Origin of the sequence: Thauera sp. JM12B12, assembly GCF_039614725.1 — a bacterium.
In the GTDB taxonomy this organism is placed as follows: Bacteria; Pseudomonadota; Gammaproteobacteria; order Burkholderiales; family Rhodocyclaceae; genus Thauera.
The window spans coordinates 2,941,944-2,955,003 of the sequence record NZ_CP154859.1 but is presented as its reverse complement, the minus strand read 5'-3'; the positions used below and the strand labels follow the sequence as shown (position 1 = coordinate 2,955,003).

9 protein-coding genes, 1 tRNA gene and 1 riboswitch are annotated in these 13,060 nt (G+C 68.5%); of the genes, 5 read left to right on the top strand and 5 right to left on the bottom strand.

Annotated elements, in window-relative coordinates:
- Window positions 1-17 precede the first annotated feature (17 nt).
- Together AAG895_RS13370 and gabD are read left to right on the top strand one after the other, a co-directional pair.
- A tRNA-Pro gene (locus AAG895_RS13370) sits at window positions 18-94 on the top strand.
- A gap of 198 nt (window positions 95-292) precedes the next feature.
- Complete coding sequence (gene gabD / locus AAG895_RS13365; protein ID WP_345792499.1) at window positions 293-1,750, top strand: NADP-dependent succinate-semialdehyde dehydrogenase; 1,458 nt, start codon at window positions 293-295, stop codon at window positions 1,748-1,750.
- A gap of 74 nt (window positions 1,751-1,824) precedes the next feature.
- Here gabD and AAG895_RS13360 read toward each other — a convergent pair whose 3' ends face one another.
- The 4 genes from AAG895_RS13360 to AAG895_RS13345 all read right to left on the bottom strand — a co-directional run bounded on the left by AAG895_RS13360 (window position 1,825) and on the right by AAG895_RS13345 (window position 7,709).
- Window positions 1,825-2,898 carry a ribonucleotide-diphosphate reductase subunit beta gene (locus tag AAG895_RS13360; RefSeq protein WP_345792498.1) on the bottom strand — a complete coding sequence of 358 codons (1,074 nt, stop codon included), beginning with the start codon at window positions 2,896-2,898 and terminating at the stop codon, window positions 1,825-1,827.
- Window positions 2,895-5,735 (bottom strand): ribonucleoside-diphosphate reductase subunit alpha, encoded by a 2,841-nt coding sequence (locus AAG895_RS13355; RefSeq protein WP_345792497.1) that lies wholly within the window; start codon window positions 5,733-5,735, stop codon window positions 2,895-2,897. Before AAG895_RS13355 ends, AAG895_RS13360 begins: the two co-directional genes overlap by 4 nt.
- A 55-nt stretch (window positions 5,736-5,790) precedes the next feature.
- The gene (locus AAG895_RS13350; protein WP_345792496.1) at window positions 5,791-6,399 is read right to left on the bottom strand and encodes a GNAT family N-acetyltransferase; all 609 of its coding nucleotides are present in this window, start codon (window positions 6,397-6,399) and stop codon (window positions 5,791-5,793) included.
- A gap of 156 nt (window positions 6,400-6,555) precedes the next feature.
- A riboswitch (cobalamin riboswitch) is annotated at window positions 6,556-6,762 on the bottom strand.
- Window positions 6,762-7,709: a 2-dehydropantoate 2-reductase gene (locus tag AAG895_RS13345; RefSeq protein ID WP_345792495.1), complete on the bottom strand. Its 948-nt coding sequence runs from the start codon at window positions 7,707-7,709 to the stop codon at window positions 6,762-6,764. (Overlaps the previous riboswitch by 1 nt.)
- Window positions 7,710-8,031: 322 nt before the next feature.
- Here AAG895_RS13345 and AAG895_RS13340 point away from each other — a divergent pair, with 322 nt between their 5' ends.
- The 3 genes from AAG895_RS13340 (at window position 8,032) to AAG895_RS13330 (ending at window position 11,435) form a co-directional block, all read left to right on the top strand.
- A complete protein-coding gene (locus AAG895_RS13340) occupies window positions 8,032-9,231 on the top strand; it encodes a porin (RefSeq protein WP_345792494.1) in 1,200 nt (399 codons plus the stop codon).
- Between the two features lie 209 nt (window positions 9,232-9,440).
- A complete protein-coding gene (adh, locus tag AAG895_RS13335; protein WP_345792493.1) occupies window positions 9,441-10,961 on the top strand; it encodes an aldehyde dehydrogenase in 1,521 nt (506 codons plus the stop codon).
- Between the two features lie 93 nt (window positions 10,962-11,054).
- Entirely contained in the window at window positions 11,055-11,435 is a 381-nt protein-coding gene (locus tag AAG895_RS13330) for a DUF779 domain-containing protein (RefSeq protein WP_345792492.1), read from the top strand.
- An 85-nt stretch (window positions 11,436-11,520) separates the two neighbouring features.
- On the opposite strand, the gene AAG895_RS13325 is transcribed toward AAG895_RS13330, so the two are convergent.
- Window positions 11,521-12,924, bottom strand: coding sequence for an FAD/NAD(P)-binding oxidoreductase (locus AAG895_RS13325; RefSeq protein ID WP_345792491.1), 1,404 nt, complete (start codon window positions 12,922-12,924; stop codon window positions 11,521-11,523).
- Window positions 12,925-13,060 lie beyond the last annotated feature (136 nt).

The window sequence follows — 13,060 nt, the reverse complement described above, 5'->3', positions numbered from 1 at the left end:
GACCTGCAAGAAAGTGTCGGGGAATAGCTCAGCCTGGTAGAGCACTGCGTTCGGGACGCAGGGGCCGGAGGTTCGAATCCTCTTTCCCCGACCATAAATTCCCGCAAAAAACCGCCTTCGTGGCGGTTTTTTGCGTTTACCGCGCGCGGGTCCGTCGTGCGGCGGACATTGCGCCGGATGCCGGCAGGCCAGATGCCCGGCCCACGCGTTACCATCTTCGTTTTGGTGGCCGCGCAGCGCGTCATCCGCCGCTGCCCTCGCGGCCATGAATGCACCACAGGGAGACACGACCATGCAACTCAGGGATGCGGCGCTGTTGCGCACCGAGGCCTATATCGACGGGCAATGGATTCAAGCCGACGCGGGCATGCGTTTCGCGGTGAGCAATCCGGCCGATGGCGCCGTGATCGCCAGCGTGCCCGACCTGGGCGCGGCTGAAACGCGGCGCGCCATCGCCGCCGCAGAGGCGGCGCTGCCGGCGTGGCGGGCGCGCACCGCCAAGGAGCGCGCGGCGGTGCTGCGGCGCTGGTTCGAGCTCATCATGGCGCATCAGGAAGACCTCGCCGTGCTGATGACGGCCGAGCAGGGCAAGCCACTGGCGGAGGCGCGCGGCGAGGTGGCCTACGGCGCCTCCTTCATCGAGTGGTTCGCCGAGGAGGGCAAGCGCGTCTATGGCGACGTGATTCCCGGCCATGCGGCCGACAAGCGCATCGTCGTTGTCAAGCAGGCGATCGGCGTGGTGGCGGCGATCACGCCGTGGAACTTCCCGATCGCGATGATCACCCGCAAGGCCGGGCCGGCGCTGGCGGCGGGCTGCACGATCGTGATCAAGCCGGCCGAGGACACGCCGCTGTGTGCGCTCGCGCTGGCCGAACTGGCCGAGCGCGCCGGCGTGCCGCGCGGCGTGCTCAATGTCGTCACCAGCAATCGCGCTGCCGAAGTCGGTGGCGAGCTCACCGCCAACCCGGCCGTGCGCAAGCTCTCCTTCACCGGCTCGACCGAGGTCGGCAAGCTGCTGATGGCGCAGTGTGCCGGCACGGTGAAGAAGGTCGCGCTCGAACTGGGTGGCAATGCGCCCTTCATCGTCTTCGACGACGCCGACCTCGACGCCGCGGTGGCCGGCGCGATGGCCTCCAAGTACCGCAACGCCGGCCAGACCTGCGTGTGCGCCAACCGCCTGCTGGTGCAGGACGGCGTCCATGACGCCTTCGCCGCGAAGCTTTCGGAGGCGGTGGCGAAGCTCAAGGTCGGCCCCGGCCTCTCGGGCGAGGTGCAGCAGGGCCCGCTGATCAACCAGGACGCGGTGGCCAAGGTCGAGGAACTGCTCGGGGATGCGGTGGAGAAGGGCGCGAAGATCGTCTGCGGCGGCAAGCGCCATGCGCTCGGCGGCAACTTCTTCGAGCCCACCATCCTCACCGGGGTGACGCCGGCAATGCGGGTGGCGCGCGAGGAGATCTTCGGCCCGGTGGCGCCGCTGTTCCGCTTCCACACCGAAGAGGAGGCGATCCGCATGGCCAACGATACCGAGTTCGGCCTCGCCGCCTACTTCTACGCGCGCGACATCGCCCGCGTATGGCGCGTCGCCGAGGGCCTCGAATACGGCATCGTCGGCATCAACGAGGGCATCATCTCGACCGAGGTGGCGCCCTTCGGGGGCGTCAAGGAATCCGGCATCGGCCGCGAGGGCTCGAAGTACGGCATCGACGACTTCGTCGAGATCAAGTACCTGTGCATGGGCGGGATCCGCTGAACGGCGGCTGAGCGCAGCGCGCAGGCTGCCGGGCGGGTGGGGCGCGCGCCGCACGCGCCCCCACCCGCATCCGCTCACTCCCAGCTGAGCGCGCCGCCGGTCTGATACTCGGTGACCCGCGTCTCGAAGAAGTTCTTCTCCTTGCGCAGGTTGGCCTGCTCGTCCAGCCAGGGCAGCACGTTCTCCGCGCCGGGGAAGGGTTCGGCCAGCCCGAGCTGGCGGGCCCGGCGGTTGGCGATGTAGCGGAACTGGCCCATGTGCTGCGCGGCCGAGTAGCCGAGGATGGGCTCGCGCAGCAGGTAGCCGGCATAGGCGGCCTCGGCGGCCTCGGCTTCGTCCCAGAGGCGGGCAAGCGCCGCCGGGTCGAGCTGCAGGTTCTCCTCGGCGATCAGCGTGCGCACGGTGCGGATGCCGAAGGCGCAGTGCAGCACCTCGTCGCGCATGATGTACTGCAGCTGCTCCGCCGTGCCCTTCATCAGCCCGCGCCGCTGCAGCGCGAAGATGGGGGTGAAGCCGTTGTAGAACCAGCACCCCTCGAAGATGGCAGCGAAGAAGAGGTAGGAGAGCGCGAATTCGTGCAGCTTGTCGCGCTCGCCGAGGTCGAAGTCGGCCCGCATCACGCGCTCGAGCCGACGGTTGGCGAGGGCGATCTTGCCGTGGATCGCGGGCACGACGCGGTAGCGGTTGTAGATCTCCTGCTGGTCCAGGCCCAGGCTCTCGATGCAGTGCTGGTAGGTCCAGGTATGCAGGGCCTCCTCATACACCTGACGCGCCTGGTAGATCTGCAGCTCGGGCGCGCTCATCTTCTCCATCACCGCCAGGCCGATGTTGCGCATGGCGAGGATGTCCGAGGTGGTGAGGTAGGACAGCACGTTCTCGAACACATGGCGCTCGGCCGGGGTCAGGCGATGGTGGTAGTCGTGCACGTCCTGCGCCATGGAGATCTCCAGCGGCGTCCAGTGGTTCCTGTTGGCGTTGAGGAAGAACTCCCAGGCCCAGGGGTACTTGAAGGGCGCGAGCTGGTTGATGTCGCCCTGGCCGTTGACGATGCGCTTGTCGGCGGCGCGCACCGGCGCCCGCGCGGTGCTCGCGGACCCGGTCGCGGCAGGGGGGGCGGGGGTGTCCCAGTCGTCGAAGAAGGCGGTCATTGGCAGGCCTCGCAGTCGGGATCGAGGATGGAGCATGCCCTGGGCGCCGGGTCCGCGTGGGCGACGGTTGCCGCGGCGGTGCCGGCCTTCTCCATGGCGGTGGCGCCCAGCGTGCGCAGGTAGTAGGTGGTCTTCAGTCCGCGCAGCCAGGCCAGGCGGTAGAGCTCGTCGAGCTTGCGGCCCGAGGCGCCGGCGACGTAGAGGTTCAGCGACTGGGCCTGGTCGATCCACTTCTGGCGGCGCGAGGCGGCCTCGATCAACCACTGAGGCGCGATCTCGAACGCGGTGGCGTAGCGCGCCTTGAGCTCGGCCGGGATGCGCTCGATCGGGGCGAGCGAGCCGTCGAAGTACTTGAGGTCGGCCACCATCACTTCGTCCCACAGGCCGAGCGCCTTCAGCTCGCGCACGAGATGCGCATTGACCACGGTGAATTCGCCCGACAGGTTGGATTTGACGTACAGGTTCTGGTAGTCGGGCTCGATCGACGCCGACACGCCGACGATGTTGGAGATGGTCGCGGTCGGCGCGATGGCGACGCAGTTCGCGTTGCGCATGCCGTGGCGGGCGATGCGCTCGCGCAACGGACCCCAGTCGAGCGCCGAGGAGCGGTCGACCTCGAGCAGGGCGCCGCCGCCGGCGTCGGCACCGGTGTTGCCGAGGTGGCCACGACCCTCGGCCAGCAGCGCGAGGCTGTCCTGCGGCAGGATGCCGCGATCCCACAGGCTGCCGCGGAAGCTGGAGTACGGCCCGCGCGCCTCGGCGAGTTCGGTCGAGGTCCAGTAGGCGGCGTGGCAGACGGCTTCCATCGAGCGGTCGGCGAACTCGACCGCGGCGTCCGAAGCGTAGGCCAGGCCCATCATGTGCAAGGCGTCGGCAAAGCCCATGATGCCCAGGCCCACCGGGCGGTGGCGCAGGTTGGCGGCGCGCGCCTTGGGCGTGGCGTAGTAGTTGAGGTCGATGACGTTGTCGAGCAGGCGCATCGCGACGCGCACGGTGCGCTGCAGCTTGTCGGGGTTGAGCGTCCAGCGCCCGTCGCCGTCGCGCACCAGATGGGCGGGCAGGTTCACCGAGCCGAGGTTGCACACCGCGGTCTCGTCGGCCGAGGTGTTGAGCGTGATCTCGGTGCACAGGTTCGAGCCATGCACCACGCCCACGTGCTGCTGCGGCGAGCGCAGGTTGCAGGCGTCCTTGAAGGTGATCCACGGATGCCCGGTCTCGAACAGCATGGTCAGCATCTTGCGCCACAGCTGGAGCGCCGGCAGGCGCTTGAAGAGGCGGATCTCGCCGCGCTCGGCCTTCTCCTCATACGCGCAGTAGGCCGCCTCGAAGTCCTGGCCGTAGCGCTCGTGCAGGTCGGGCACGTCGGCCGGCGAGAACAGCGTCCATTCGGCGTTCTCCAGCACGCGCTTCATGAACAGGTCGGGAATCCAGTTCGCGGTGTTCATGTCGTGCGTGCGGCGGCGCTCGTCGCCGGTGTTCTTTCGCAGTTCGAGAAACTCCTCGATGTCGAGGTGCCAGGTCTCGAGGTAAGCGCACACCGCGCCCTTGCGCTTGCCGCCCTGGTTCACCGCCACCGCGGTGTCGTTGACTACCTTCAGGAAGGGGATCACGCCCTGACTGTGGCCATTGGTGCCCTTGATGCGGCTGCCGAGCGCGCGCACCGGGGTCCAGTCGTTGCCCAGGCCGCCGGCGAACTTCTGCAGCAGGGCGTTTTCCTTGATCGACTGGTAGATGTCCTCGAGGCTGTCGGCCACCGTCGTCAGGTAGCAGGACGACAGTTGCGCATGGCGGGTGCCGCTGTTGAACAGCGTCGGCGTGCTGCTCATGAAATCGAAGCTCGACAGCAGCTCGTAGAACGCGATCGCCTGTGCCTCGCGGTCGATCTCGTTGATCGCCAGGCCCATCGCCACGCGCATGAAGAAGGTCTGCGGCAGCTCGATGCGGCGGCAGTCGACATGCAGGAAGTAGCGGTCGTACAGGGTCTGCAGGCCGAGGTAGTCGAACTGCAGGTCGCGCTCGGGCTGGATCGCCGCTGCCAGGCGGGCGAGGTCGAAGTCGGCCAGCCGTGGGTCGAGCAGCTCGGCCGCGATGCCCGCGCGGATGAAGGCGGGCAGGCAGGCGGCATAGCCTCGATCGGGGTCGGCCATGTCGGCCTGCGAGGTCTCGCGCCCGAGCACCTCGACGCGGATCGCCGACAGCAGCAGGCGGGCGGCGACGCGGCCGTAGTCCGGCTCGCGCTCGATCAGCGTGCGCGCCGCCAGCACCAGGGCCTGGCGCACGGCGGCGATGGGCACGCCGTCGTAGAGGTTGCGCACGGCGTGCTCGAGCACGGTGTCGGCGCATACCCCGTCCAGCCCCGCGCACGCTTCGCGGCACATGGCGAGCAGGGCGGCGCGGTCGAGCGGGCGGCGCGCTTCGCCGTCGACGACCTGCAGCACCGGGTCGGCGGCGCCCGCCTGTGCCGCCGTGCCCTGCTGCGCGGCGCGCTCGGCGGCGCGGCGTTCGCGGTAGAGCACGTAGGCGCGGGCGACGTCGTGCTCGCCCGAGCGCATCAGGGCCAGCTCGACCTGGTCCTGGATGTCCTCGATGTGCAGCAGGCCACCGTCGGGCAGGCGGCGGGTGAGGGCGCCGACCACGGTGTCGGTGAGGCGGGCCACGAGTTCGCGCACGCGCGAGGAGGCCGCGCCCTGGCTGCCTTCGACGGCGAGGAAGGCCTTGTTCATGGCGACGGCGATCTTGGCCGGGTCGAAGGCGACCGCCGCGCCGTTGCGACGGATGACCTGGAAGGCGTCGTACTGGAGGGTGTCGGGGCGTTTCTGGGCAGGGAGTCGGTCCACAGGTGGTCCTCGTTCGTGAATGTGGGCGGGGCGATGCTGTCGGGAAGGCTGCCGTTCAGGCAGCAGTGCGCGGGGCGGCCTGGGCGTCCGGCGCAGGATGAGGCGCGTGCCGGTGAGCGGGTATGGCGTCTCGCGCGCTCTGCAACTCCAGCACGAGCGGCGCGGTGAGCCGGCCACCGGGGCGGCGGAAGCCGCTCGCGGCGGCCATGTGCAGCACTGCAGGGCTGACGCTGTGACAGACGATGCGGGCGGCGTCGAGGGCGCGCGCCAGCGCGATCACGTGTACGAACAGCGCACGGCCCAGGCCGCGCTGGCGCAGCGCAGGGCTGACGCTCAGTCCGAAGTCGACCTCGCCTTCGCGCACGCCGACATGGGCGAGCGCGACGATCTCGCCCTGCGTGTTGCATAGCCCATGGACGTGATCGCGCGCGAAATCGAGTGCGTCGACATAGGCGGCGATGCCTTCGTCGCGGATGCCATGGCTGAAACGCAGCAGTCGGTCGTCGGCATCGAGGCCGAGCAGGTGGGCACGGATGCGCGCTGCGTCGGCAGCGCCGAAGCGCAGCAGCGGGCGTGCGGCGACATGCCGGGAGGCTGCGGCGGGCGCGGGTGGATTCGGCGCCGCGGCGAGCGCGACGGGGGCGAGGCGGGCAGATGCGTGCATGGTGGAGATCCGGTGCAGGCGGGGCGGATCTCCGACGAGCGGGCGCAATGCCTCAGGCGCATGAACATGTCATGCGACGTGGCCGAGCCGTCAGGAAAGCGTGCAAGTGAAATGGTGTGAGCCATGCCTCTTGTCAGGGACACCCCGCCCCAAACTGTTGAAGGTGATGTGCATGGCAGGTCTCCTGGCTCACGGGTCGTCGCCTTGCGTCGGCCTTCCCGGAGGATCTCCAGTGGCAGAGAGGGCGCAAGACTCGCCGATTACAGTTGCGGGGGCAGCTCCGGGATTCGCGCTGGGCGCGGCACCGGATTCCCTTTTCATGCCTGCCGGTATCGGCAGGCAACCATGAACAGGGCGCGAGGTTAGCCGCGCCCCTCGGGGCTGTCAAACGCAGCGTGCTCGATTCTGCGCACGAGGGCATGCATGGCCCGGTGGGCAGGGACCTCGAAACCGCCCGCTTCCGCCATGCGCAGCAGGGCGCCGGTGATCGCGTCGATTTCGGTGCGACGACCGGCGAGCACGTCCTGCAGCATGCTGGCGCGGTTGGCGGCGGTTGCCGCGGCGACCGCGTGCACGCGGGCGAGCGCCGCGTCGAGATCGAGTGCAAGGCCTTCGGTGCGCAGCACCGGCCAGGCTTCGCGCACAAGCTCGTCCAGCGCGGCGCGGTAGGGCGGCTCGAGAAGGGCGCCGTTGGGCACGCGGTGAATCGCCGCCAGCGGGTTGATGGCCACGTTAACCAGCAGCTTTGCCAGCCGCGCGCGCGCGATGTCGGGTTCGACCCGGGCGCGCAGGCCGGCACGTACCAGCATCTCCGCTACCGCTTCGAACCCGGGCGGCAGCAGGGTCTCGCCTGCGCCCGAGGGCTGCACCCGCTCGCCCGCGGCCGTGCGCTCGCGGTAGGCGCCCTCGGTGGTGATGCCCTGGTCGACGAGCGCCGCCCGGCAGTGCGCGCGCAGGAGATCGCCGGTAAGCCCGTTCTGCAGTGACAGCACGCCGACTGGCTGCATGCGCTCGGCAATCGCCGCGGCAGCGGCGGTGTCGCCAGCTTTCACCAGCACGATCAGCCAGTCGGCAAGCGGAGGCCGCGTTGCGGCGAAGGCATCTGCTCGGAAGGGCTGGCCGCCGACCTCGACACCGGCGCGCAGATGCGCCGCACGCTCGGCATCGCGCGCGACCACCGCCACCGGGACCGCGCCCGCCAGGCGCGCGGCGAAGTGCAGGCCGAGGGCGCCGGCGCCGATGATCGCGAGGGGGTAGCGTGCGGGAGAGGCGTGGGCGGGCGAGGTCATGTGTGCAGCGTTAGGGTTCATCGGGTTGTCGGGAGCGCTCGCCGAGGCAGCGTGCGGTGAGGGCGGCCAGGGCCATGTCCGGGCCGAGGGAAAGGCTGTCGAGGGCGTCCGATGCGGCGGAGCGACCGCATGCGCTGTTCCACGACGCACCGTTCCGGATCATCGCGGGCAGGTGGCTATTGGAGCATGTTGAACACCCTGGATGGGGTAAATGCGGCGGAAAGCCGCATTTTGCGGTGTTTTGCCGCGAGTGGCACAGGGTTTGCGCAAGGCGCTTCCAGCCTGGCCGCCGCGCGGCCGGGTCGGAGGAGTCAAGAGAAAACGACCATTCGAGGAGCCATCCATGCATTCCAACACCACCGCCATCGCTCGCCCCCTGCGTACCGCGCGCCGTCTGCTGCCCGCCAGCATCGCTGCCGCGCTGCTCGGCTTCGGCGCCGGCTCGGCGCAGGCGATCAGTTTTTCCCAGGGCGACGCCACGCTCGACATCAACGGCACCGTCAACGGCTTCTACTCGCACCGCACCGCCGAGGCCAACGGCGTCAAGACGACCAATTCCGCGCTCACCAACGGCCTGCTGCCGGGCTGGATCAACTTCGTGTTCACCACCAAGGTCGACGGCCTGGACATCAAGGCCCACGTCGGCTTCGCCCCTGGCATCAACGACAAGTCGGACGTGGTCGGCCTGCCGAGCGACCCGGGCTGCGGCGGGGCCACCGGCTGCGACAGCCCCTTCACCCAGATCGACACGCGCAACCTGTACTTCCAGTTCGGCAACCAGGAGTGGGGGACGGTGAAGCTCGGTCGCGACATCGGCCTGTTCGGGCAGAAGATCATCCTGTCCGACATGACCCTGCTTGGCCTGGGCGGCAACAGCTACGCCTCCACGCCCTTCAACACCACCTTCGGCATGATCGGCCACGGCTACATGTACACCGGCTTCCAGCCGCAGATCACCTACACCACGCCGGCGATGGGCGGGCTGTCGGCTTCGTTCGGGATCTTCGATCCGAACAAGTTCGCCGGCGACGAGACCAAGGATCCCGGTTTCCAGGCGATGGCCAACTACGACTGGGAGGCGGGCGCCGCGAAAGGTTCGCTGTGGGCGGGCGCGATCCACCAGCGCACGAGCGGGGCGGGCAGCTTCAATGCCAGCGGCTTTGAGCTCGGCGCCAAGGTCGGCCTCGGTGCGTTCGAGTTCGTGGCCTACGGTTTCGATGCCAGCGGCCTGGGCCTGTCCACCGTCGGGGCGCTCTACCTGTCGCCCTTCGCCAAGACCGACGGCAAGGGCTACTTCCTGCAGGGCACCTACACCGTCGGCAAGACCAAGTTCGGCCTCAACTTCGGCGAGAACCGCGACCGCGGCGGCCTGCTCACCGACACCAACACCTTCCGCTCGGCCACCGTAGGCGTGTACCACAGCCTGAACAAGTACATCACCCTGGTCGGCGAATACAACCAGGAGAAGGGCGAGGGTGCGGACCTGTTCCCCGGCGACCTCAAGACGCGGACGATTTCGCTCGGCGGCATCCTGTTCTTCTGAGCCCTTCTCCGGGCTGCTCCATTAATCCCGGATTTATGGAGCATATGGAGCAGTCCGGGCAATCCGATTCATATTTCATGAGCACCACAGGCGCCCGAAACAGGGCGCAAGTCACGGAAAAACAAGGACCTCCATGACTGGCACGGGTCCTGCTGAGTAAAAACCGTGGCGACCTGCCCGCACACCTTAGAGATCGAGGAGACGACACCATGCTGTATGCACTGCCCGGCCACGCCGACGCCAAGCTCCAGTACAAGACCCGCTACGACAACTTCATCGGTGGCCAGTGGGTGGCCCCGGTCAAGGGCCAGTATTTCGACGTGATCACGCCGATCACCGGCTGCAAGTACACCCAGGCCGCGCGCTCCACCGCCGAGGACATCGAGCTCGCGCTGGACGCCGCGCACGCCGCCTTCCCGACGTGGGGCAAGACCGACGCCACCACGCGCTCGAACGTCCTGCTCAAGATCGCCGACCGCCTCGAGGCCAACCTCGAGTTGCTCGCCTACGCCGAGACCGTCGACAACGGCAAGCCGATCCGCGAGACGCTCAACGCCGACATCCCGCTCGCGGTCGACCACTTCCGCTACTTCGCCGGCTGCCTGCGCTCGCAGGAAGGCGGCATCTCGGAGATCGACGAGAACACCATGGCCTACCACATCCACGAGCCGCTGGGCGTGGTCGGCCAGATCATCCCGTGGAACTTCCCCATCCTGATGGCGGCGTGGAAACTGGCGCCGGCGCTGGGTGCGGGCAACTGCGTGGTGCTCAAGCCCGCCGAGTCGACCCCGATCTCGATCCTGGTGCTGATGGAGCTGATCGCCGACCTGCTGCCGCCGGGCGTGCTCAACATCGTCAACGGCTATGGACGCGAGGCCGGCATGCCGCTCGCCACCAGCAAGCGCATCGCCAAGATCGCCTTCACCGGCTCCACCTCCACCGGCCGCGTGATCGCCCAGGCCGCCGCCAACAACCTGATCCCGGCCACGCTCGAGCTGGGCGGCAAGTCGCCCAACATCTTCTTCGCCGACGTCATGGACAAGGACGACGCCTTCCTCGACAAGGCGATCGAGGGCCTGGTGCTGTTCGCCTTCAACCAGGGCGAGGTGTGCACCTGCCCGAGCCGCGCGCTGATCCAGGAATCGATCTACGACCGCTTCATGGAGCGCGCGCTGAAGCGCGTCGCCGCGATCAAGCAGGGCAGCCCGCTCGATACCGACACCATGATGGGCGCGCAGGCCTCTTCTGAACAGATGAGCAAGATCCAGTCGTATCTGAAGCTCGGCAAGGAAGAGGGCGCCCAGGTGCTGATCGGCGGCGCGCGCGCACAGCTCGGCGGCGAACTGGCCGACGGCTACTACATCCAGCCGACGCTGTTCAAGGGCCACAACAAGATGCGCATCTTCCAGGAGGAGATCTTCGGGCCGGTGCTCGCGGTGACCACCTTCAAGGACGAGGCCGAGGCGCTCGAGATCGCCAACGACACCCTGTACGGCCTGGGCGCCGGCGTATGGAGCCGCAACGGCAACGTCGCCTACCGCATGGGCCGCGCCATCCAGGCCGGCCGCGTGTGGACCAACTGCTACCACGCCTACCCGGCGCACGCGGCCTTCGGTGGCTACAAGGAGTCGGGCATCGGCCGCGAGACGCACAAGGTCATGCTCGACCACTACCAGCAGACCAAGAACCTGCTCGTGAGCTACAGCGAGAACAAGCTCGGCTTCTTCTGATCGACAAGTCTCTCCCCAAGCCCGGCTCATCGGGTTTTGCCTGGCGGGGGCGGGAAACCGCCCCCGTTTTTTTCCTGCCTGGAGGCGCAAGACATGGTCGAACGCGTCACTGCCACCCCCGCGGCGCTCGCGCTCATCGAGCAGCTCAAGGCCGAGTACGGCCCGGACCTGATGTTCCACCAGTCCGGTGGTTGCTGCGACAACAGCGCTGCCAACTGCTACCTGCCCACCGACCTGACGATCGGCCCCTACGATGTGCACCTCGGGCACATCGGCGGCGTGCCCTTCTACATCAGCGCCTCGCAGTACGAATACTGGAAGCACACCCAGCTCATCATCGACGTGGTCGACGGCCACGGCGGCACCTTCTCTCTCGAGGGCAACACCGGCAAGGCCTTCCACACCCGCTCGCGGCTGTTCACCGACGCCGAATTCGCCGCGATCGAAGCCGAGGACCGCCAGCGCCGGGCTTGAGCGCGGGTCTTCGCGCACGCCGGCCCGGGTGCGCAGGCCGCGAGGGGCCGTGCTGCCGGCACCCCTCGCGAGCCTCGTGCAGGGCTCAGGTGAACATGTCCTCGTAGATCAGCCGCGCCCAGTTGAAATCCTCCGGGACCGTGGCCGCCGTGCGCTCGTTGAAGTCCATCTGCGACTGCTCGATGATGCCCTCGGCGTTCACCTTGTAGTCGAACTGCACCGAGATGCCCTCTTGCGGCGCGGTATTCACCATCATGTAGCACAGGTTGTCCGGCAGGATGTAGCTCGGTTCGCGCCCGGCCTCGCGTTCGGCGATGTAGCGCGCGACGATGCGTGCATGGCGGTTGGCGACGTGGCCGGCCTTCGGATAGAAGGCGAAATGCGGCGACACGAAGCCCACCGCATCACCAATGACATACACGTCCTTGTCGTTGCGGTCGTGCAGGAACAGCGGGTCCACGTCGGCCCAGCCGCCGGGGCGCCCCGAGCCGGGCGCGGGCACCACGCCCGCCTTCCAGGCGAGGTCGCCGGCCTGGTGCGGCGCCATCAGGATGGCGTGATCGAAGCGGAAGTCGCCGGCTTCGGTCCGGATCTCCTTCCTGAACGGGTCGACCTCCTCGATGCGTGCGTTGGGCACGTAGGTGATGATGTCCTTGTACAACTCCTCGAAGGCTGCGCGGAATCCGGGGCCGATCGGGCGCACGCCGTCCTTGTGGTCGAGGATGATGATGCGGCCCGGGACCTTCTTCTGCTTGAACATCGAGGCGATCAGGCAGGCGCGCTCGTAGGGGCTGGGCGGGCAGCGCTGCGGCGGCGGGGGCAGGGTCATCACCAGGTCGCCGCCCTTGAAGGCGTGCAGCGCGTTCTTGAGATGAAAGTGCTCGGCGTTGGGGATGTAGGCCGCGGGGAAGCGCGCGCGCGTGGCCTCGGCCATGCGGCGGTCGTTGGGGAACCAGGCTTCGTAGTTGTAGCGGATGCCGGGGGCGAGGATCAGGTAGTCGTAGGGCACGCCGCCGGCCGCGGTGACCACCGTCTTGCGGTCGCGCTCGATCTCGAGGATCTCGGTCTGGATGAAGCGGTAGTCGTACTTCTCGGAGACGGCGAGGTAGTCGTGGGTGAGGAACTGCATGTCCACCTGATCGACGAGCCACTTGTTGCTCATCGGGCAGGAGAAGAACACCGGGTTGCGCTCGAGCAGCACGACCTCGAGCTCGGGGGCGTACTGGCGCAGGTATTTGGCGGCGGTGACGCCGCCCCAGCCGCCGCCGCAGATGACGACGCGGCGGTTCTTGCCGCGCGCGAGCAGGGTGTCGCCGCTGCGGCCGATGAGGAAGGGCAGGGTGCGGGCAGGCGCCGGATCGGCCGCGGGTGCTTGCGCGAGCGCCGGGCCGGCCGCGGTCGCGGCTGCGAGTCCGCCCGCGGCCCGGATGAAGCGCCGGCGCGAGCGGTCGGTGGGTGGCGCTGCGTGTTGATTGTCGTGTTGCGTCATGAGCTCTCCCGATTTTCGAGCCGCCCCGGTGCGGGATGCCGCCGGGGCTTGATGGGCCGGGCGCATGCGCCCGACGATGGGTTGGCGACGCGCGTCGCCATGCCGGACGGCCGATATTCAGATCGGCCGGGTGTAC